Genomic DNA, 20,842 nt, shown 5'->3' on the forward strand with positions numbered 1-20,842 from the left:
GCCGTGAAGCGTTTCTGGCTGGCCCTGCTCCTGCTGGCAAGCCCGGCCTTCGGCGCGGTGGACGCCCGCGACCATGACGCGTTCTGGCTGTGGAGCGGCGTCGCGCCGCAGCCGGTGCTCAAGCAGGCGAAAACCCTGTATATCCTTCAGGGCCAGATCAACTCGACCCGCCGCGCGCCCCGGCGTGGCGTGCAATTCATCGCCCAGGGCATGAGTGTGCCGCGCATCACCCAGGGTGAAATCTGGGTGGTGTACCGCGCCCACACCCTGCACTGGCCCGAGTCGGTGTACAGCCAGATGCTCGGCCAGGTGCAACGCTGGCGGGATGCGGGCAACCCGGTGGTGGGCATCCAGATCGACTTCGATGCGCGCACGCAATACCTCGACGAATACGCGGATTTCCTGCGCGACCTGCGCCAACGCTTGCCCAAGGATCTACGCCTGAGCATCACCGGGCTGATGGACTGGAGCAGCAACGCTGACCCGGCCGCCATCGCACAACTCAAGGGCGTGATTGATGAAGTGGTGGTGCAGACCTACCAGGGCCGCCACAGCATCCCGGACTACGCGGCGTATCTGCCACGCATGAACCGGTTGGGGGTGCCGTTCAAGATTGGGTTGATTCAGGGTGGAGAGTGGGAGGAGCCGGGGTATTTGAAGGGGAGTGAGTGGTTTCGCGGGTATGTGGTGTTTTTGCAGAATCCCTGAGTGCCCACGGTCCTTGGACTGTGGGCACTCAGGGCTAAAAAACGCCCGCGAATGACCGGTATCTACCAGTCATAAGTCAAGCTCGACACCACCGTGCGCCCTTCCCCGTAGTAACAATCCAGGTCACTGGTGCATTGCGACACGTAGGTCTTGTTGGTGAGGTTCTGCACGTTCATTGCCAGCTTCACGCCTTTGAGCTTGAACGCCGAGCGGCCCAGGTCGTAGCTCAGGCTGGCGTCGTAGACGGTATAGGACGGAATGCTGAACGCCCCTGCGTAGTAATCACCAAAGCTGCTGCGAACGTAACGCGCGCCCAATCCTGCGCCAACACCGGCCAGGGGTGTGTCGCCAAGGACGGTGTAGTTGACCCAGACCGAAGCGGTAAGCGGCGCAATGCCGGCCGGATGCCGGCCCTGACGACCGTCGTTGTCCTTGGTGTACTTGATGTCATTGCGCGCCGCTGACGCGACCACGTCCCAGGCATCGCTGAGGGACGCCTTGGCTTCCAGCTCCACGCCACGTGAGCGCATGGCACCGCTCTGGGTGCTGAAGGTGGTGTCTACCGGGTTGGTGGTCAGCACGTTTTTCTGATCCAGTTGATAGACCGAAACCTGCACAAAACTCTTCTGGCCCGGCGGCTGGTATTTCAGGCCGACTTCGTACTGGTTGCCGGTAGAGGGGTCAAATGGTTTGCCGCTGATATCGGTGCCCGACAGCGGCAGGAAGGATTCGGAGTAGCTGACAAACGGCGCCAGGCCATTATCGAACAGGTACACCAGACCGGCCCGGCCGGTGAACGCCTGGTCTTTGCTGCTGGTGCGGGTGTCGGCCAGTGGTTCCTTGTTGACCACGTTGGCCCAGTCGTAGCGCCCGCCAAGGACCAGCGCCCACTTGTCCAATTTGATCTGGTCCTGCACGTACAAGCCGGTCTGGGTCACGGTGCGGTCCCAGCGATAAGGCTGGCCGAAATTCAGCCGCTGGCCATAGACCGGCTTGAACAGGTCGATCACCGGCGGATTACGATCGTACAGGCCGTGGAATTGCGAGTTGAAGTGGTAGTAATCCAGGCCAACGATCAACGTGTGGGACAGGGCGCCGGTGTCGAACTCCGCCTGGGCGATGCTATCCACACCGAATACTTTGTTGTGCTGCGACCAGTCCACACCGAAGCGTTGCAGATAGCGTTGGTCTTGCACGCCGGTTACCGGGTTGGGCACAAATCTGTAGCCGTGCAACGGTGCGGTGTAGCGGTCGTCCACTTCGGCGTAGCGAGCGTTTTGCTTGAGGATCCAGGTGTCGTTCAGGCGATGGGACACCTCATAGCCCAACACGTACTGCTCGCGATTGTACTGGTTGACGCCTGGCTCACCGATGAACACATCACGCTTGATCTTGCCGTTGGGGTTGTCCCAGATCGTCCCGGACGCGGGCAACCCCTGGGCCTCGGGCACGCCTTTGTCTTTCTGGTACTGGGCGAACACGGTCAGGCGCGTGTCGTCGTTGGGCTGCCAGGTCAGGCTGGGAGCGATGAACTGGCGTTTGTTCTCGACGTAGTTGATCTCGCCCTGTTCGTCCTTGGCCAGGCCGGTGAGGCGATAGAGAAACTCGCCCTGCTCATCCAGCGGTCCTCCGAGGTCGATGGCGGCGCTTTTGTGCTCGTAGGTGCCGGCCTCCAGCACCACTTGATGCACCGGGGTTTCGCTGGGGCGCTTACTGACCATGTTGACGATGCCACCCGGTTGGTTCTGCCCGTACAAGACCGAGGCCGGCCCCTTGAGCACTTCGATGCGCTCCAGGGAATAGGGCTCGATCTGCAAAGCACCGCCGGTGCTGCCGCCGCCGTAGGGCAAGTGCAAACCGTCGAGGTACAGCGGCGTCGGCGTAAAGCCACGGGAAGTAGGCTCATCAAACAGTTTGACCCGATCGGAAAAACCGCCGGCCGTCATGCCCGGTGTATAGAGCAACGCCTGGGTAACGCTTTGCGCGCCCCGCGCCTTGATCTCGGCGGCGGTGATGACGTTGATGGTCTGGGGGATTTCCACCAGCGCCGAATCGGTCTTGCTGCCGGTGGCGCTGCGCTTGGCAACGATGCCGTCGACCGGGCCCCAGGCCGTTTCCTGATCCTGTTGACCACTGATCTGCGTCGCACCGAGTTGCAGCGCGCCGCTCGCGGGCAGGGCCTGCAATGACCAGCCGCCCTGGGATTGCACCGCGACCAATCCGCTGCCGGCCAACAAACGCTCCAACCCTGGCCCGGTGGCGTAGCGGCCCTGCAAGCCGGCGCTGCGCTTGCCTTGGGTCAGCAAGGCGTCCACCGACAACAGAATCCCCGAGGCGCTGGCGAACTGGTTCAAGGCCTGGTCGAGGTTGCCCGCCGCAATGTTGTATTGGCGCAGGGCTTCAGCACTCTCCTGGGCCTGGACCACGCTCGGCACCACAGGCGCCGTCGCCAGCAGACTGACAAACAGGCCACGGCGCAGGGCGCGGGCCAGGGGTTGGATTGGGTGGTGCGACATTGCAGGGCTCCCCGTGAGAACGCTTCTTGATTGGCTTTCAAGAGGTATCCCGGACGGGGTTGGAAAACCGACAAGCCGCAGGCAAAAAATTTTTTTAGCCCCGCGCCTTGATCGTGACCCAATAGCGCGTCACCGCCTGTACCTGTACCGGCAACGAACGCTCAAGCGCGTGGAGAATTGCGTCGGTGTCATTCAGCGGAAACACGCCGGTCAACAGTAAGCCGGCCACTGCCGCATCGCAGCGCAACAGCCCCGGGCGATAACGGCTCAACTCGGCAACGAACTGCCCCAGCGGCTGGCGCTCGGCGATCAAGCGGTTCTCGGTCCAACTGCTGGCATTGGCATCCACCGGCACCAGCGTCGAAGTCCGGCTGGCGCTGAACCACAGGCTGTCCCCGGCATTCATCTGCACCGCCGCACCGCGCACCGGACGTACCTGCACACGTCCTTCATACAGGTCGACGCGGCTGCCATCGTCCACTTCACGCACGGCAAACCGGGTGCCCAAGGCCTGCACATCTCCGGCCGGGGTTTCGACGATCAATGGCCGGGACGGATCGTGGCCGCTGGTCAGCAGGATCTCGCCGCGTATCAGGCGGATACGCCGCTCACTGGCGCTGAAGCGCAAGTCGACCGCGCTGTTGCTGTTGAGGTCCAGGCGCGTGCCATCGCTCAAGGTCAGGTGGCGAATCTCGCCCGTGGCGGTGCGGTATTCGGCAAACGCCGCCTGCCAGGGCTGGCTGCTTTGCACCAGATAGCCGCTGCCACCGGCCACCAGCAACAGCCCGAGCAGTTTCAAGGCGGCGCGGCGTTGGGTGTCCGGTGTATCGCGTAACACCGCACGGGCACTGTCGACAGGCACACCGCCGAGGGTTTGCTGTAACTGCTGCAAGCGCTTCCAGGCGCGCCGGTGTTCCGGATCGGCCTCCTGCCAGCGCGCGAAGGCCTGGCGCTGATCGCCGTCCATCTCGCCGCCCCATTGCAGCATCAACCACTCGCTGGCCTGCTCGACAATGGCCGGGGCAATCGGCGCTTCGTGCCGGGTTCTCATTCTTCGTAGACGACCTGGTAGCAGGCGAGAATCGCCCGGGTCATGTACTTCTGCACCGAGCTGACAGTGACCTCCAGGCGCTCGGCAATCTGTGCGTAGCTCAGCCCTTCGAACTGCGACAACAGAAATGCGCGGCGCACGTTGTCGGGCATGCGGTCGAGCATGGCGTCGATCTGCATCAGGGTTTCGAGGATCAGTGCGCGGGTTTCCAGGGACGGGGATTCGGGCTCCGGCAGGTGGGCAATGCTTTCCAGGTAGGCACGCTCGATGCGCAGGCGTCGCCATTGATCAATCACCAGGTTGCGGGCGATCTGCGTCAGGTAGCTGCGGCTTTCCTTGTCACCGGGAAAGCGCCCCGATACCAGTAAGCGCAGGAAGGTGTCCTGCGCCACATCGGCGGCGTGTTCGCGATCCCCCAGGCGTTTGCGCAGCCAGCCTTGCAGCCAGCCATGATGGTCGCGATACAGGAGATGAAGCTGTTGCCGGCCGTCAGTCGCGGTGTCCATGAAAAGCTCGGATACGTTATTGATAGCAATTATCATTACACCTTGTTGCGTGGCTGGCAAAGTTCTTTGTCATTCAGCGTCCGGCGGTCTGCAACGGGTACACCGATTCCCAGCCCCCGCCCAATGCCTTGTACAACCCGACCATGGCCAGGGACACGCCGGTGGAGCTTTCCACCCACTGCTCCTGGGTCGCCAGCAACGCACTTTGCACGGTCAGTACGTTGACGAAATCCACCACGCCTTCGACGTATTGATGCTGCGCCGTGGCAAGGGCGATCTGGTTCTGCCGCACGGCTTCGGCGAGGCTGTCGCGCCGCAGTTGGCTGGCGTTGTAGCGGGTCAGTTGATCGTCGATTTCATGCCAGGCCCGCAGCACGGTCTGCTGGTAGGCCAGGGCCGCCTCCTGTTGCTGGGCTTCGCGCAGATCGAGCATGCCTTGCAACCGGCCACCGTTGAAAATCGGCAAGCTCAGTTGCGGGCCGAAGGCGAATGCACGCGAACTCCACGAGCCGAAATCCGCCAGCTGCAACGCCTGGGAGCCCACGCTGCCAGACAGGGTGATGCGCGGGTAGAAGTCGCCCTTGGCCACACCAATGGAGGCGGTGGCCGCATGCAAGCGAGCTTCGGCCTGGCGGATATCCGGGCGGCGCTCGGCCAGTTGCGACGGCAGGCCGATGGCGACCTGGCGTTGGGTTTGCGGCACCGCAGCGTCCTTGGACAGCTCGGCGTACAAGGCTTGTGGCGGTTCGCCCATCAGCAGGCTCAGGGCGTTGATCAACTGGTCCTGGCGTTGCTGCAAATCCGGCAGGCGCGCCTCGATGGCGGCCACTTGAGCAGCGGCTTCGGCTACGTCCAGGTCAGTGGCGACACCGTCGGCCAGGCGCAGTTGCGAGAGCTTCAGGCTGTGGCGCGCCACCTCGAGGTTTTGCTCGGTGACGGCGCGGGTGTTTTGCACGCCGCGCAGCTGGATGTAGTCCTGGGCGGTTTCCGCCAGCACCGACAACAGCACCGCACGGCGGTCGTTTTCGGCGACTTGCAGAGTGGCGTCGGCGGCTTCGGTTTCGCGTTTTACCCGGCCCCAGAAGTCCAGTTCCCAGGCGGCGGAGAAACCCATGTCCCACTGGTTGAACGCCGAGCGGCCGTTCTTGCCCGAGGCATCGCTCAAGCCATCGGCGCTGTTGCGCTGACGCAGGTAATCGCCGGTGGCGTTGACGGTCGGGTAGCGCTCGGCGGTGATCACCTGGCGCGCCGCGCGGCTTTGTTGCAGGCGGCTGCTGGCGAGTTTCAGGTCAAGGTTATCGGTCAGCGCGCGATGGGTAAGCGCGGTGAGCTGCGCGTCGTGGAACACTTCCCACCAGCGCTCTTCCAGCGGGTCGTTGACCGCGTGACTGGCGGCTTGCCGGCCATGGGGCTCGGTCCATTGGCCGACGGGATTCAGCGGGCGCTGGAAGTCCGGGCCAACGGTGCAGGCACTCAGGGTGAGCAGGCTCAAGGTTAACCAGGCAAGGCGTCTCATTGCTGCGCCACCTCACGTTGCTGGGCGGCGGCGTGGGTGTCGACGCTGGCTTCCACCGACATGCCGACCCGCAGGCGCTCGGTCAACGCCTGGCCGGGCTCCAGGATGATTTTTACCGGAATACGCTGCACCACCTTGGTGAAGTTGCCGGTGGCGTTGTCGGGTTTGACCGAGGCAAATGTCACGCCGGTAGCTGGCGCCAGGCTTTCGAGGTGGCCCTTGAGCACTTCGCCGTCGAGGCTGTCGACCTTCACGTCCACCGTTTGGCCAGCGTGCATGTGGGATAACTGGGTCTCCTGGAAATTGGCCACCACGTAGGCCTCGGCCAGCGGTACCACGGCGAGGATCTTGCTGCCCGGCGTCACATAGGCGCCGACCCGCACCGCGCGCTCGCCGACCATGCCGTCCACCGGCGCGACGATGCGGGTGTACGACAGCTGATAGCTGGCCATTTCCAGTGCGGCCTGGGCACGTTTCAGGCCGCCCTCTACCGCATCACGCTGGGCGCTGAGGATTTCCACCTGCTTGCGTTCAGCGGCCAGCACCGCCGTGGCATTCGCCAGGCGTGCGGTGGCCTGGTCAATACGCGTCTTGGCTTGCTGGGCGTTCTGTACGGTGCCGGCGCCTACACCCGCGAGGTGGTTATAGCGGTTCAGTTCGTGTTCGGCAAACGCCACTTCGGCGCGATCCGCCGCCACAGTCGCCTGGGCCTGGGCGATCACCGAGCTTTGGCGCTCCAGGGTTGCCGTGGCATTTTTCAGCTGCGCCTGGGCCACCAGCGTATCGGCATCGGCCGCCTGGGCAGCGGCGCGGAAGTCACGGTCATCAATCAGCGCCAGCAACTGCCCGGCCTTGACCCGCTGGTTGTCTTCCACCAGCACTTCCTTGATGAAGCCGGCCACACGCGGCGCCACCAGGGTGTAGTCAGCGGCGACGAAGGCGTCGTTGGTGCTCTGGCGTTTGCTGCCGAACACACCCGGCGCCAGCAGGTAAACCAGCACACCGACGGCAAACACGGTGATGACGGTTACAGCGATTTTGTCTTTGCGTTTCATAACAATCCCTTTGGCTCAGTGAGCAATCAAGTCGGCGCGCGGGGCGGATAAATCCGCGTCGGCATCCAGAAAATCAGCAGGATCAACGCCGCCGCGACACCGGCCATGACGTAGTAGAGATCCGAAGAGGTGAGCACCACGGCCTGCTCGTGCAGCCGATGGGCAAGGCCGGCGGCATCGCTGTCGGCCAGGGGCGAGTTGCCCAGGCTGTCCACCAGCATGGTCGAGTGGAAATGCAGGCGGTGTGTGGTCAGGGCATCGAGCACGCCGGTGGCGACCACGGCAGCCAGGCCTTTCACGGTGTTGAACCACGCCGAGGCGAAAGGCCCGTCCTGGGGCGTGATGCTGCCGGTGGAGAGCATCAGCAGCGGCAACACCGCCATCGGTTGCCCGAAGATTTGCAGCAGTTGCAGCACGTAGAAATCATCGCGAATCCATGCCGACGTGAGTTGCGCCCCGCCCACGCAGGACAGGATCAACATGCTCAAGCCAATGCCCAATACCCAGCGGCAATCGACCCAGCGCAAGTTGCACAACGCCGCCACCAACGGCAGTGCGATCAACTGCGGCAGCGCCATGATCAGCATCACCGGTGCAGTTTGCAGCGGGCGGTAGCCTTGGACCTGGGCCAGGTAGCTGGACGGAATGATGGTCACCGCCAGCAGCACGATCAGCACCCCGGCGAGCACAATCAGCGCGAACGACAGATTGCGTAGCCCAAGCATCTGCAACTTGAAAAACGGCATCGGGTGCGACCACTCGTTGATCATGAACAGCACCAGCAACACCAGGCCGCCGATCAACAATGAGGTAATCAGCGGCGACTCGAACCAGTCCAGCCGATTGCCCTGCAACAGGCCGATCACCAGCATGCAGATCGCCGGGAAGCCCAACAGCAAGCCGCGCCAGTTGAACTGCTTGAAGCGCTCCAGGCGCAGCGGGTCCTGGGGCAAGCCGTAGGCCACGGCCGCCATCGCCAGCAGGCACGGCCCGACAATCTGCCAGAACGCCCATTGCCAGCCGACGTATTCGGTCCACATGGCCGCCAGCGGTGTGCCGAGGCTGGGGCCAAAAGTGGCCGTGAGAGCATAGCCGGCGAGGCCGTACAGCTTGACGTTGGCCGGCAGGAACCGCAGGGCCACGGTCATCAGCATCGGCGGCAAGGCGCCACCGGCCAGGCCTTGCACGGTGCGCAGGATCAGCAGGCTTTCGTAGTTCGGTGCGAACGGGCACAGCACGCCAAGCACGGTGAACAGGCCGATGGCGCAGAGGGTGAAACGGCGCAGAGAGAACGTCACCGAACACCAGGGTGCAAAGGCCATCGCCGAGACAGAGGTGGCGGTGTAGGCAGCCACCAGCCAGGTGCCTTCGTCGAAGCCGATGTACATCGCACCACGAATATCGGCGAGAGCGACTTTGGTCACCATCTCGTTGAGGCCGGACACCAGTACCGCAAGCAATACGCCCACCAGGCCGATGATGATGCGCGGGCCGAAAACGGGCGGGGTAATGGCGGTCGGTTTGGCTGCGGCCAGGGGTGCGGGAGCAGCGAGGGACGTCATGAACTACAACTCGGAATAGGAAATACCCGAGCAGTTTAATAAGGCTTAGACATGACAAAAAGTGACTTATCGGAAGCTTATAAGTGCACCAGACGCAATGATCAAAATGTAGGCGATCTCTGTGGGAGCCGGGCTTGCCCGCGATGGCATCACCTCGCTATGCCTGAAAAACCGGGTCGCCCGCAGCACAGGCAAGCCAGCTCCCACATTGACCGGGCTCACTTGCGACTCACGTGGGCTGCGCTTCCTTCCACGTCGCCTCGCAGCATTCACGCATGGTCTCGCGCAGCCATCTATGGGCTGGGTCCTTGTCGAAACGCGGGTGCCAGGCTTGGGTCAGCACCAGGGTCGGCAGGGAAATTGGCAGGGTGAAGGCTCGCAACGGCAGCTTCAGGCGATTGGCGCTGTAGAGCGCTTCCTTGGGCACCGGCAGGATCAGGTCGGAGTCCGGCAGCATGAACATCGCGCCGTGAAACCCCGGGGCGATCATCGCGACTCGGCGTTCCAGGCCCTGGGCGTTCAGGGCGGTGTCGATGGGCCCCCGGGCAATGCCGCGGCGGGAGATGCTGATATGCGAATAGCTGGCAAACCGTTCGGCGGTGATTTCTCCATCGAACAACGGGTGCCCTTCCCGTGCCAGGCCGACGAAGGTGGTGGTGAACAGGTTCTGCACCTTCACTTCCGGGGTGATCGGCATGGTGTTGCCCACCCGCAGGTCGAGACGGCCTTCACGCAGGGCCTCGTCATCGGTGTCGCCTTCCGGCACGAAGCGCAGTTCGCACAGCGGTGCCATGCGTTCCATGGTGTCGAACAGCCGACCGCCATACACTCCGACAAAAAAGTCATTGGCCCGCACGCTGAAGCGCCGGCGCAGGGTGCGCAAGTCCACTTCGTCCGCCGAGCGGAACAGCAGCGCCGCCTGCTCCACCACGCTGCGCACCTGGCCTTGTAGCTCCAGGGCCTTGGGCGTCGGTACCAGGCCGCGACCGGCGCGCACCAGGATCGGATCGCCCACTGCCTCGCGGATGCGCGTGAGGGTGCGACTCATGGCGGCCGGGCTCAGGTTCATCCGCCGCGCGGCGCCTACCACACTGCCCTCGTCCAGCAAGGCGTCGAGGGCGACCAGCAGGTTCATGTCCGGTAATTGCATGCCAAGCACTCGTGATTGGTTATGAGTGAACTTGGCGCAATCGTAGCAGACTGTGGCGAGGGAGCTTGCTCCCTCGCCACAGGGTTGGTGTTTCAGTCAGCGTTGCATACCCCAGCGCTTCACGGTGACCCGCTCCAGGGTGTCGAACACCAGGTTCTCCACCAGCAGCCCGATCAGGATCACCACCGCCAGGCCGGCAAACACTTTGTCGGTGTACAGCTCGTTGCGGTTCTGGAAGATGTACCAACCCAAACCGCCTTTGCCGCTGGTAGCACCGAACACCAACTCGGCAGCGATCAACGTGCGCCAAGCGAATGCCCAACCGATTTTCAGCCCGGCGAGAATCGACGGCAGCGCAGCCGGGATCAGGATGAACAACACGAAGCGCATACCCTTGAGGCCATAATTTCGACCGGCCATGCGCAGGGTTTCGGAGACACCGAGGAACCCTGAATAGGTGTTGAGCGCCAGCGCCCACAACACTGAATGCACCAGCACGAAGATCAGGCTGTTCTGCCCCAGGCCAAACCACAACAGCGCCAGCGGCAGCAGGGCAATCGCCGGCAACGGGTTGAACATCGAGGTCAGGGTGCTCAGCAGGTCACGCCCCAGTTGGGTCGACACCGCAAGCGTGGTCAGGGCAAACGCCAGCACAATGCCGATCAGGTAACCCTTGATCAGCACCACCAGCGAGATGCTGACCTTGCTCAACAACTCGCCACTGGCCATGCCGTCGTAGAACGCGCTCAGTGTCTGCAGGAAGCTCGGCAGCAGCAGGTCATTGTTCTGATAACGGGCAGCCGCTTCCCAGAGGATCGCAAGCACGATCAGGATCAGGCTTTTACGCAGCCAGCCTTGTTGCCACAGGCGCTGGCGCCACGGCAACTCGCGCTCTACGCGTACACCGGGCAACGGTTCGAGAGTGATTTCATATTCCTGGCGCATGGTGCAAACCCTTCAATAAGCGATGCGGATATCGGCGAAACCCAGTTCGGTTTCCACCTCGGGCGCTTCATCAAACAACAGCCGATGAATGCGCCGCGCCGAAGCCTGGAACTCCACACCGCCGAGGCTGTGCAGGTCGTATTGATGGCTGTGGATTTCCGCCCGCACTCGCCCCGGGTGCGGCGACAGCAACAGGATGCGGTTGCCCACCACCAGCGCTTCCTCGATGGAGTGGGTGACGAACAGCAGGGTGAAACGCACCTCTTCCCAGAGCAGCAATAGTTCTTCCTGCATCTTGCGCCGGGTCAGGGCGTCGAGGGCGGCGAAGGGTTCATCCATCAGCAGGATTTTCGGCTGCATGGCCAACGCCCGGGCGATTGCCACGCGGGCTTTCATGCCGCCGGACAGGGTGTGCGGGTAGGCGTCGGCAAAGGCCGTAAGGCCGACTTTTTCCAGGTAGTACAGCGCCCGCTCTTCGGCCTCGCGACGCTTGAGGGTTTTGGACGCCAGCAGCGGGAACATGACGTTCTGCTTGACGGTTTTCCACGGCGGCAGTTGGTCGAACTCCTGGAACACCACGATACGGTCCGGCCCTGGCTGCTCGACTTTTTGCCCGAGCAGACGGATCTCGCCTTCACACGGCTTGATAAAGCCGGCGATGGATTTCAACAGTGTGGATTTGCCGCAGCCCGAAGGCCCCAGCAATACAAAGCGGTCTGCCGGATCGATCGCGAAGCTGACTTGGTGAGTGGCCCGCACCACCCGTTCGGGCGTGCGGTATTCAAGGCTGACTTTATCCACCGAAAGCAGTGCTTCGGTGGTGGTCGGGTTGCTGGCCGTGTGGCCTTGCAAGGGCGCGTTCATGTCAGCTCCCTTGCAGCGGCTTGGCGTCCTGGAAGAAGTAATCCTTCCACGATTCGGGTTTGTTTTTGATCGCGCCGACGCGGTAGAGGAATTCCGCCAGCGGGTAGGTGTTTTTCGGTGTGACGCTGAATTCGAACTGCGGGTTTTCGATGATTTTCAGCAGCTCGGCGCGGTCGATCTTGGCCTTGGTCACGCGGATGTAGGTATCGGCGGCGGCGCCTTTGTCGTTCTGGGCGAACTGCGCCGCTTCGGTCAGTGCCTCGACGAACGCCTTGTAGGTTTTCGGGTTGTCGTTGCGGAATTTCTCGGTGGCGAACAGCACGGTCGGCGAGTTAGGCCCGAGGATGTCATAGGAGTTGAGCACCACATGCACGTTCGGGTTGGTCAGGGCCTGCTCCTGGAACGGCGGGTTGGAGAAGTGCCCGGTCAGCTCGGTGCCACCGGCAATCAGCGCAGCCGTGGCATCCGGGTGCGGGACGGCGACGGTGTACTTGTCGAGTCGATTGAACTCCTTGTCACCCCACTGCTTGGCAGCGGCGTATTGCAGGAAGCGCGACTGCACGGACACGCCCACTGCCGGTACGGCAATGCGGTCTTTTTCGGTGAAGTCGGCAATGGTCTTGACCTTGGGATTATTGCTCACCAGGTAGTAGGGGAAGTTGCCCAGGGAGGCGACGGCTTTTACGTTTTGCTTGCCGTGGGTGCGGTCCCAGATAGTCAGCAGCGGGCCAACGCCGGCCCCGGCGATGTCGATGGAACCGGAGAGCAGCGCATCATTGACGGCTGCGCCGCCGGACAATTGTGTCCAGTCGACCTTGATGTCGATGCCTTCCTGCTTGCCGTATTTTTCGATCAGGTTCTGGTCGCGCACCACGTTGAGCAACAGGTAGACGATGCCAAACTGCTCGGCGATGCGAATCTCGCCTTCGGCCTGGGCGGCGGCAGGCGCCACAAGACTGCCGGCCAGCAGGCTGACGCCCAGGCCGACCGTCGCGGCCATGCGCGCAAATGGGGTTTTCTTGGACATGGTCATGCTCCGGGTCAGAAAGGCGCGTCGCCCTGGATGGTGGTGCGGTACAGCTTGCGCCGCAGGTGGCTGGGGCAGCCGGCCGCCAGGTGGATCAGCGAGCGGTTGTCCCAGAACACCATGTCGTGGGGCTGCCACTGATGGCGGTAGATGTTTTCCGGCAGCACGCTGTGGGCATACAGCTGGGCCAGCAGGTCGCGGCTTTCATCCTCAGGCAGGCCGACGATACGGGTGGTGAAGCCCTCGCTGACGAACAGCGCCTTGCGGCCGTTTTCCGGGTGGGTGCGCACAATCGGGTGTACCACTTCCGCCACTTGAGCGAGTTGCTCGGGCGTGAGGGTCGGGCGCCAATTGCCTTCGAATTTGGTTTCGCTGTAGCGTGCGGTGTAGGAATGCGCGGCGCTGCGGCCTTCGACCGCCTTGCGCAAGGGCTCGGGCAGGTTGTCCCAGGCTTTATGCATGTCGGCGAACAATGTGTCGCCACCCTCGGACGGCAGCTCCTGGGCATGGAGCATCGAGCCCAGGCTCGGCAGCTCCTTATAGGAGAGGTCCGAGTGCCAGAACTTGCCCGCGTCTCCCAGGCCGATGGATTGGCCGTTTTCGATGATGTTGGAGACGATCAGGATTTCCGGGTGGTTGGCCAGCAGGAATTGTTTGAGCACATGGATTTGCAGCACGCCGAAACGGCGGCTGAAGGCGATCTGTTGCTCGGGGGTGATACGTTGGTCGCGGAAGACCACGACGTGATGGTCCAGATGCGCGCGGTGAATGCGTGCGAAGTCCTGGTCGCTGACCGGGCGGGCCAGGTCCAGGCCTATGATTTCGGCGCCGACGCTGCCGGGAAATGGACGGATCTCGAAGGTTTGTGTGGTGTCGGTCGCTGTTGGAACAGTAGAGGTGGCAGACATGAGTTCACTCCCGTGCAGTCAGGAGAGTGACTTTATAGTCATAAGAACCGCATTTTAAATACCGTTAGTGAATATCGATATGCAGCAATACCGCTGTTGGCCCGACTCCCGGGAATAAAATGTGCACGACGGACCTTTAGCCTGTAAGACCTGACAAATGGGAGCTGTGGGCCCGAAGAACACGCTGTTGAGTCGCTTACAAGCCGAAACCTTGCCCGTTTGACAAGCTTGTGGACAATCTCTAGTGTGCATTGGATCCAATTAGCCACCTCACCTTGAAAAGGAGGATAGCGTAGTCGTGACGCAGAAGCCGAACCCTTTGAGCAGCATCCAGATCAGCGGGCCTATCCCCGCCCATCTCGCCCGCTCCGTGATTGAAGAAACATTGCGCAACGCCATCCTGGATGGCCGCTTGCCCTGTGGCACCGCCATGCGTCAACAGGAGCTGGCCAGCTTGTTCGGTGTCAGCCGGATGCCGGTGCGCGAGGCATTGCGTCAACTGGAAGCCCAATCGCTGCTGCATGTGGTCACCCACAAAGGCGCGGTGGTGGCGCCACTGATCGAGGACCACTCGGCGGAAACCTACGCCCTGCGCATACTCCTCGAATCCGAAGCGCTGCGCTTGTCGATTCCCCTGCTCACGCCCGATGACATCGCCCAGGCTGGCGCCTTTATCGACGCGCTGGAACGGGAAAGCGACTACACCGAAATCGGCCGCCTCAACCGCCTGTTCCACATGGCGCTATATGGCAAGGCGGGCAATCAGCGGTTGCTCAAGCTGGTTGAACACGGCTTGAACGAAGAGGAACGTTTCCTGCGCTTCAACCTCGAGGCCATGGGCCTGGGCAAGACGTCCCAGGAAGATCACCGCGAACTGCTCGACCTCGTGGCGCAAAAGAAGGTCGACGAAAGCATCCTGACCCTGCGTAACCACCTTACCCGCGGCATGGAGGTGATTACGGGTTACCTCAAAAGTCTTGAAGAGACTGAACAGAACGCTGCGCTGTAAATTCCGCGTGGAACTGAAACGCCTCCCTCGACCACAAAGCGCTGCAAAGTGACGCTGGCCGACGGAGGCCAGTGCACCACCATTACTCCCGTTAAACCATTAAGCCCAAAGAAAACTTCACACACTCCGCAGAGCGATCCAACTACCGCAATATTCCAACTCGAAAAACTTATAAAACTAAAAACACCTGAATACTTAATCAGATTATTACCAACACTCCAATTCTCCCAATCGACAGCGTGAATCCATGCTCGGTGCGTCACTGCGCGTGGCGTTCCTTTAAATAAAGCCTTGGTATTTTGTCACAGCATGCTGCTTGCCAGTAACAGTGTCAGCCTCGTACAGGGCTGCCTGTTATCAAGGCACCCGCGCATCCGTGAAAACCAATGTTTATTTGTCGCTAAAGCACAACGCTTTTATCAGGGAAGAGACAACGACTTATAGGCATCAACATGTTCCAGCACTCACACCTGCTTAAACAAAAAAAGCAGAAGTTACATATCCATCCAATATTCAAATATATAAATACCCTTCCAAAGTTGCAGTACTTTATGGAAAACCACGTATTCGCCGTGTGGGACTTCATGACACTCACCAAACGCCTGCAACATGACCTCACCGGTATGCGCCTGCCCTGGTTACCGCCAACGGACCCGCAAGCGGCTCGCCTGATCAATGAGATTGTATTGGGCGAAGAGTCGGACGCGTATCCCGGCCATGGGCACGGCAGCCACTTCGAGTTGTACCTGGAAGCCATGCGTGAAGTCGGCGCGAGCACGGCGAACATCGAGCGGTTCGTCAGCCTGCAGCGTGACGGCAACGATGCAGAAACGGCCCTGCAAAAAATCGATATCCACCCGTCCGTGGCCCGGTTCGTCAGAAGTACCCTGCAGGTTGCCCTGGACGCCCCGACGCACTGCGTGGCGGCTGCCTTTCTCCACGGGCGCGAGAGCGTCATCCCGGCGATGTTCAAGCGCATCCTGGAGGAGTGCGAGGTGCTCCATCGCCAGGCGCCCACCTTCTGCTACTACCTCAAGCGCCACATGGAGATCGACGCCCAGGAGCATGGACCGGCGGCAACGCAATTGCTGCAACGCCTTACCCTCGGCGACCCAAGCCGCGAGCAGCAAGCCGACAGTTGCGCCCTCGGCGCCGTGGAAAGCCGCCTGGCCTTATGGGATGGGTTGCATAGGTGCCTGCCGGAGATGAGCGCATGAACCCTGCCGACTACCGCTCATTTGCCGACGACTGGGAGCGCCGCGCGACCATCCGCACACGCCCGCGGCGGCGGCTGGAAAACGATCAGAAACTGATCTACCCCCTGAGCCGACAGCCCCTGGTGCTGAGCGCGACCTTTATCGACCAATGCCCGCAGTGCCGTGATTTTGTCTTGCTGCAGACGTTCTACAAGTTCATCAACGACGTGGTGATCTTTGAAACCGAGATCGTCGACAAGACCGCACGCAGCATCGCCAAGAATCGCTTTTCGGTGCCCTTCCCGCTTGCCTGTCGCTACGACGCCATGACCGTGGTGGTAGACGAGGATTACCACGCCCTCGTCGCCCTCGATTTCATGCAACAGACCATCGAGATGACCGGGATCCCACCCCTTGAACTACCCGCGCAAATCGAGCTGAGCCGCGCCTTGCCTGCCGCACTGGCGCTGGCGCCCGAACACCTGCGCGATGCCGTGGAACTGATTGCCGTGGCCATCGCCGAGAACACCGTGACCCATGACGTGGCAGCGTTTTCCAAGGACGACAGTGTCAAGCAATCCATCCGTGGGTTGATGGCCGACCACTTGTTTGACGAGGGCCGCCACGCGCTTTTCTGGACGCGCCTGGTGCGTATTTATTGGCAGTCTGCAGACGCCGCGGACCGCGACTGTATCGCCCGGATCCTGCCGGTTTTTCTCCAGCATTACCTGACCCACGACCTGCAGAAAAACTTCGACCTGCACTTGATCGAGCACCTGGATGTCAGTGACGGCACGCGCTCTGCGCTGCGCACTGAAGTGCAGGCGATGGGCTTTCCCATTACCCGCCAGCACCCGTTGATCGGCAATATCATGGGCTTCCTGAACCACAGCGGCCTGCTGCAAACGCCGAGTGTGGTTGGGGCGCTGGATGCCTTTCTTGCGGCGCCAGGAGGGCACCCATGAGGCACCTGAAGATTGGGCTGGCGGGCTTCAGCGCGGCGCTGAATGAACTGGGTGAGACATTGGCGCAATACGGTCATGGGGTGGTGCGAGCACAGGATGTCACCCACCTAGTAGACCTGCTGATTGATGACGGTAGCGAGGAGGTTCCGCCCGGCGTGACGTGCACAGCCTTGATGAGCCTGCGCGTGGGTATGGGAGCGTTGACCGACTGTGGATTGCCGGCCCTGCAGCTCAGGTGTTACGCCCACTCACGGCGACTCCTGACAACCCTGGAGGTTGCCGGAGAAGCCTGTGGCAATGGTCAACGGCTGCGTCAATACGCAGTAAGCAGCCTGGTGGAGTGGGTAGCCCAACAGGTGAGTGGGTTCTCCCGGGACCCGGGCTATTTCTCGCAGGCGGCCGTCGCCTCTGATGATCCGGAACACGGCCTGCAAGCGCTCGCATCCCTGGCGTACCTGCATCGTTTTAACCTGACGGCCGATTTGGCTCTGCAGCAGCAAGCCCAGGTACCCCTGATCGAACGATTGGAAAACAGTCTGCAAACCTTCGCCGACCGGCCAGCGTTGAACATTGCCGGCAGCGGGCTGACTTACCGACAGTTGCATCGCCAGAGCCTGGCTATCCAGCACCGTCTGCGACCTCTGCTTGGGCCCCACGACACACCGCCGGTAATCGGCGTTTGCCTGGGCAAATCCCTGGAGCTGTACGCCAGCATTCTCGCGGTACTCGCCTGCGGTGCGGTGTACCTGCCCCTGGAGCCGGGCCACCCGCTGCAACGCCAGCAAGCGATGCTGGAAAACGCCGGCGTCTCGGTGCTGCTGGATGATGGCAAGCATCCACTGCGGGACGGGTTTTGTGCATTGGATGTGAGTGCCGTCGACACTCCCGACACCTCGCTGCCAATGCGCCAGCGCCCCGCCATGGACGACCCTTGCATGGTGCTCCACACCTCGGGCACTACCGGCCAACCCAAGGGCGTGCTGCTCAGCCAGCACAACCTGGCCCATTTCAGCGCCTGGTTCGGGGGTCATGTGCAGCTGAGCGAACACAGCCGGGTCTTGCAGTTTTCGCCCTTGAGTTTTGACTCGTCCCTGATCGATATCTTCCCGAGCCTGATCGCGGGCGCCGAGCTGATCGTGCCCAGTGAGGACCAGCGACGCGACCCGCAGCAACTGGTGGAGTTGATCCGACAACAGCGCGTCACCCACGCCTTCCTGCCGCCGGCGCTGCTGAGCATCCTGCCGCTGGATCAACCCCTGGGCCTGGCGCACCTGATGACCGGAGGCGATGTGTGCGAGCCCTATGTCATCGAGCAGTTGGCAGGCCAGTGCCGCCTGCACAATTTCTACGGGCCCACCGAAGCCACCGTGCTGGTGACCAGCCACACGTTGCAGCCGGGCGACAGCAATCGCAACCTCGGCACGCCCATCGCCAACAGCCAGGTACTGATCCTCGACGAGCACCTGCAACCGGTGGATGAGCAGGTGTTGGGCGAACTGTACATCGCCGGTCCCGGCGTCAGCCTGGGTTACCTCAACCAGCCGCGTCAGACCGCCGAGCATTTCGTCCCCCTGGAGTTGCCCGACGGCCAGACCTTGCGGGCCTACCGCACAGGCGACCTGGCGAAGTGGACCGCTGCCGGCATCGAGTTGGTCGGGCGCCGGGATCAGCAGGTGAAGATCCGTGGGTTCCGGGTCGAACCGCAAGAGATCGAACATTGCCTGCGCAGCAGTCAGCTGTTTCGCCAAGTGGCGGTGGTGATTGACCGTGAGCGGCGAATCCTGGCTTTTGTTGCTCAGCCCGAAACACAAGGCGCCCTGCCTGCACTGACGCAGCATGCCCGGCAAACACTGCCGGACTATTTGCGGCCAACCCTGTGCACGGAACTTGCGAGCATGCCGTGCACCCCCAACGGAAAGGTCGACCGCCAGGCATTGCTGGCGTTACCGACTCCAACGCTGCCGGCCATCATTCACGGCGAACCGCACACGCCCATGCAAGTGCAGTTGCTCAACCTGTGGAGCGAGTTGCTGGGCATGCCGGTCACGCAGCTGTCGGCCGACGAGAGCTTCTTCAATCTTGGCGGCCATTCCATCCTGCTGTCGACGATGCTGCTGCGTATCCGCGAGCAGTTCGGGCGCAGCCTCTCCCTAAGCCGGTTTTTTGAAACCCCCACGGTTCGTACCCTCGCTACGCTGATGGGGGACGACGCACCACCCGAAGCACCGACCGGCCAGGCTACCCGGGATGCGCTGCGTGAGCTGCATGTGCAGACATTGCCGGCTGAACAGGCGGGCGAACGCCGCCGGGTGATCGTGACCGGGGCCAACAGTTTTCTCGGGGTGCATATCGTCGAGGCACTGTTGGCCGAGGGTGCACTTGAAGTGGCCTGCCTGGTGCGCGAACGGCCCGGACATTCGGCGACCGCGAGGTTTGCCGAGGCCCTGCGAGAGTACCGTCTGGAACACCTGGACCTGAGCCGGGTGCAGGTGTATGCCGCCGACATCAGCCAGCCGCGTCTTGGCCTGTCGAGTGAGGTGTATGACTACCTCGCCGGGGAGTTCGGCGTGTTGGTGCACAACGCCGCCCACGTCAATCATGTGATGGATTACGCCACCCTGGCCAAGGACAACGTCGAACCGGTGCTGGAATGCCTGCGCCTGTGTGAAACCCGGTGCAAGAAGGTCTTCAATTTTATCTCGACGCTGTCGGCCGCCAGCACTATCGACGCACATGGCCAGGTACTCGAAAACCCCGCCGCGGCCACCCCGCCGCTCTACATCCAGAATGGCTACAACCTGTCCAAATGGGTTGCCGAACGCTTGCTGGGACGCGCCGCAGCGCAAGGTGCCTGGGTCAATATCCATCGCCCGGGGAACATCAGCTTCAACAGCCGCAGCGGAGTCTGCGAGCCACAGAAGAATCGCCTGATGTTGATGCTCAAAGGTTCACTCCAACTGGGCCTGGTGCCGCACCTTGAGTTGAATTTCGACCTGATGCCGGTGGACTTTCTCGCCCGGTTTATTGCGTTCCACAGCAGCCGCTGCCGTGCTGGAGGGACGGTGTTCAACCTGCATAACCCGCAGCCCCTGAGCTGGGAAACCTACGTCGACGCCTTTCGCCAGGCAGGCCACGCATTCGAGCTGGTGAGCGTGACTCACTGGCAACGTCACCTGCACACAGTGGACAGCCGCAATGCGCTGTTCGGCGTACTGGGCTTCTACCTCAATGGGGTGGGCGAGGACATCGGCGATACCTCGATGATCCGCCATGACAACGCACGACGCGGCGTCGAGCAGATGGGCGGACGCTACCCCGAAAAAAATCCGGCGCTGTTACGCAAGGGCTGCGAGTACCTGCGCAGCACCGGTTTCCTGTGACCAGGCTCTCAATTGAAGGAAGACCTTATGAAACCCGATACGTTGATTCGCAACCCTTGCGCCAAACCTGTGGTGTCCTCAGTTGTGGTTGCCTGTGATGCCGCCGGTGCGTGGGCGGTGGTCGGTGACTTTGGCGGATTTGATCGATTCATCCCCGCCTTGTCCCACATCGAAATCACTGGTGCGGGCGCGGGATCGCTGCGCAAGAAGTTCTTCCACGATGGACACCTGGTGGTGGAGCAACTCAACAGCCGCGACGAGCATGCCATGCGCATGACCTGGACCACGATCTACAACACCTTGGGCGTAGCACGGTTGTGGGCCGCCATGGATGTCGAACCGTTGGGAGCAGGATCCTCACGGGTGACCTGGACGATCATCGCCGAGCCGGTTGAACCTGGCGCGGAGGGATTTGAGCCGTTTGTGCAGGCATTCGCCGACGGTGCGCTGGCGAATGTGCGAGCGATGTTTGGCTAAAGGAGAC

At 62.0% G+C, this 20,842-nt stretch carries 17 protein-coding genes; 6 read left to right on the plus strand and 11 right to left on the minus strand.

Annotated elements, in window-relative coordinates:
- Window positions 1-3: 3 nt before the first annotated feature.
- Window positions 4-708 (plus strand): DUF3142 domain-containing protein, encoded by a 705-nt coding sequence (locus HX814_RS26960; protein WP_134325515.1) that lies wholly within the window; start codon window positions 4-6, stop codon window positions 706-708.
- Window positions 709-770: 62 nt separating this feature from the next.
- Here the strand turns inward: HX814_RS26960 and HX814_RS26965 are convergent, their stop codons facing one another.
- The 11 genes from HX814_RS26965 to HX814_RS27015 form a co-directional block, all read right to left on the minus strand.
- Window positions 771-3,224: a TonB-dependent siderophore receptor gene (locus HX814_RS26965; protein WP_177009327.1), complete on the minus strand. Its 2,454-nt coding sequence runs from the start codon at window positions 3,222-3,224 to the stop codon at window positions 771-773.
- Between the two features lie 94 nt (window positions 3,225-3,318).
- Window positions 3,319-4,275, minus strand: a complete 957-nt coding sequence (locus HX814_RS26970; protein ID WP_008433641.1) for a FecR domain-containing protein — start codon at window positions 4,273-4,275, stop codon at window positions 3,319-3,321.
- Window positions 4,272-4,781 (minus strand): sigma-70 family RNA polymerase sigma factor, encoded by a 510-nt coding sequence (locus tag HX814_RS26975; RefSeq protein ID WP_008433639.1) that lies wholly within the window; start codon window positions 4,779-4,781, stop codon window positions 4,272-4,274. Before HX814_RS26975 ends, HX814_RS26970 begins: the two co-directional genes overlap by 4 nt.
- A gap of 73 nt (window positions 4,782-4,854) precedes the next feature.
- Complete coding sequence (locus tag HX814_RS26980) at window positions 4,855-6,297, minus strand: efflux transporter outer membrane subunit (RefSeq protein WP_177009328.1); 1,443 nt, start codon at window positions 6,295-6,297, stop codon at window positions 4,855-4,857.
- On the minus strand, window positions 6,294-7,352 hold the full coding sequence (locus HX814_RS26985) for an HlyD family secretion protein (RefSeq protein WP_177009329.1): 1,059 nt from the start codon (window positions 7,350-7,352) through the stop codon (window positions 6,294-6,296). The genes HX814_RS26980 and HX814_RS26985 overlap by 4 nt, the downstream gene beginning before the upstream one ends.
- Window positions 7,353-7,378: 26 nt before the next feature.
- The gene (locus HX814_RS26990) at window positions 7,379-8,914 is read right to left on the minus strand and encodes an MFS transporter (RefSeq protein ID WP_102367852.1); all 1,536 of its coding nucleotides are present in this window, start codon (window positions 8,912-8,914) and stop codon (window positions 7,379-7,381) included.
- A 229-nt stretch (window positions 8,915-9,143) separates the two neighbouring features.
- Window positions 9,144-10,064 carry a LysR family transcriptional regulator gene (locus tag HX814_RS26995; RefSeq protein WP_003218223.1) on the minus strand — a complete coding sequence of 307 codons (921 nt, stop codon included), beginning with the start codon at window positions 10,062-10,064 and terminating at the stop codon, window positions 9,144-9,146.
- 96 nt (window positions 10,065-10,160) lie between these two features.
- A complete protein-coding gene (locus HX814_RS27000; RefSeq protein WP_003218225.1) occupies window positions 10,161-11,009 on the minus strand; it encodes an ABC transporter permease in 849 nt (282 codons plus the stop codon).
- A 12-nt stretch (window positions 11,010-11,021) separates the two neighbouring features.
- On the minus strand, window positions 11,022-11,873 hold the full coding sequence (locus tag HX814_RS27005; protein ID WP_008433632.1) for an ABC transporter ATP-binding protein: 852 nt from the start codon (window positions 11,871-11,873) through the stop codon (window positions 11,022-11,024).
- A 1-nt stretch (window position 11,874) separates the two neighbouring features.
- On the minus strand, window positions 11,875-12,900 hold the full coding sequence (locus HX814_RS27010) for an ABC transporter substrate-binding protein (RefSeq protein WP_177009330.1): 1,026 nt from the start codon (window positions 12,898-12,900) through the stop codon (window positions 11,875-11,877).
- A gap of 14 nt (window positions 12,901-12,914) precedes the next feature.
- Complete coding sequence (locus tag HX814_RS27015; RefSeq protein WP_134325513.1) at window positions 12,915-13,808, minus strand: TauD/TfdA family dioxygenase; 894 nt, start codon at window positions 13,806-13,808, stop codon at window positions 12,915-12,917.
- A gap of 298 nt (window positions 13,809-14,106) precedes the next feature.
- On the opposite strand from HX814_RS27015, the gene HX814_RS27020 reads away from it, so the two are divergent.
- The 5 genes from HX814_RS27020 to HX814_RS27040 all read left to right on the plus strand — a co-directional run bounded on the left by HX814_RS27020 (window position 14,107) and on the right by HX814_RS27040 (window position 20,835).
- Window positions 14,107-14,817: a GntR family transcriptional regulator gene (locus HX814_RS27020; RefSeq protein ID WP_134325512.1), complete on the plus strand. Its 711-nt coding sequence runs from the start codon at window positions 14,107-14,109 to the stop codon at window positions 14,815-14,817.
- Window positions 14,818-15,269: 452 nt separating this feature from the next.
- Window positions 15,270-16,034, plus strand: coding sequence for a DUF3050 domain-containing protein (locus HX814_RS27025; RefSeq protein WP_102605413.1), 765 nt, complete (start codon window positions 15,270-15,272; stop codon window positions 16,032-16,034).
- Window positions 16,031-16,978: a diiron oxygenase gene (locus HX814_RS27030; protein ID WP_177009331.1), complete on the plus strand. Its 948-nt coding sequence runs from the start codon at window positions 16,031-16,033 to the stop codon at window positions 16,976-16,978. The genes HX814_RS27025 and HX814_RS27030 overlap by 4 nt, the downstream gene beginning before the upstream one ends.
- On the plus strand, window positions 16,975-20,358 hold the full coding sequence (locus HX814_RS27035) for an amino acid adenylation domain-containing protein (RefSeq protein WP_177009332.1): 3,384 nt from the start codon (window positions 16,975-16,977) through the stop codon (window positions 20,356-20,358). The genes HX814_RS27030 and HX814_RS27035 overlap by 4 nt, the downstream gene beginning before the upstream one ends.
- A gap of 27 nt (window positions 20,359-20,385) precedes the next feature.
- Window positions 20,386-20,835, plus strand: a complete 450-nt coding sequence (locus HX814_RS27040; protein WP_177009333.1) for an SRPBCC family protein — start codon at window positions 20,386-20,388, stop codon at window positions 20,833-20,835.
- Window positions 20,836-20,842 lie beyond the last annotated feature (7 nt).

The sequence above is a fragment of the Pseudomonas sp. C8002 genome, assembly GCF_013385765.1.
GTDB lineage: Bacteria > Pseudomonadota > Gammaproteobacteria > Pseudomonadales > Pseudomonadaceae > Aquipseudomonas.

Coding starts and splice junctions, on each gene's coding strand:
- HX814_RS26970 (WP_008433641.1), bottom strand. CDS start 4,275: ATGAGAACCCGGCACGAAGCGCCGATTGCCCCGGCCATTGTCGAGCAG.
- HX814_RS27015 (WP_134325513.1), bottom strand. CDS start 13,808: ATGTCTGCCACCTCTACTGTTCCAACAGCGACCGACACCACACAAACC.
- HX814_RS26975 (WP_008433639.1), bottom strand. CDS start 4,781: ATGGACACCGCGACTGACGGCCGGCAACAGCTTCATCTCCTGTATCGC.
- HX814_RS27035 (WP_177009332.1), top strand. CDS start 16,975: ATGAGGCACCTGAAGATTGGGCTGGCGGGCTTCAGCGCGGCGCTGAAT.
- HX814_RS27000 (WP_003218225.1), bottom strand. CDS start 11,009: ATGCGCCAGGAATATGAAATCACTCTCGAACCGTTGCCCGGTGTACGC.
- HX814_RS26985 (WP_177009329.1), bottom strand. CDS start 7,352: ATGAAACGCAAAGACAAAATCGCTGTAACCGTCATCACCGTGTTTGCC.
- HX814_RS27005 (WP_008433632.1), bottom strand. CDS start 11,873: ATGAACGCGCCCTTGCAAGGCCACACGGCCAGCAACCCGACCACCACC.
- HX814_RS27040 (WP_177009333.1), top strand. CDS start 20,386: ATGAAACCCGATACGTTGATTCGCAACCCTTGCGCCAAACCTGTGGTG.
- HX814_RS26980 (WP_177009328.1), bottom strand. CDS start 6,297: ATGAGACGCCTTGCCTGGTTAACCTTGAGCCTGCTCACCCTGAGTGCC.
- HX814_RS26990 (WP_102367852.1), bottom strand. CDS start 8,914: ATGACGTCCCTCGCTGCTCCCGCACCCCTGGCCGCAGCCAAACCGACC.
- HX814_RS27010 (WP_177009330.1), bottom strand. CDS start 12,900: ATGTCCAAGAAAACCCCATTTGCGCGCATGGCCGCGACGGTCGGCCTG.
- HX814_RS26995 (WP_003218223.1), bottom strand. CDS start 10,064: ATGCAATTACCGGACATGAACCTGCTGGTCGCCCTCGACGCCTTGCTG.
- HX814_RS27025 (WP_102605413.1), top strand. CDS start 15,270: ATGTTCCAGCACTCACACCTGCTTAAACAAAAAAAGCAGAAGTTACAT.
- HX814_RS27030 (WP_177009331.1), top strand. CDS start 16,031: ATGAACCCTGCCGACTACCGCTCATTTGCCGACGACTGGGAGCGCCGC.
- HX814_RS26965 (WP_177009327.1), bottom strand. CDS start 3,224: ATGTCGCACCACCCAATCCAACCCCTGGCCCGCGCCCTGCGCCGTGGC.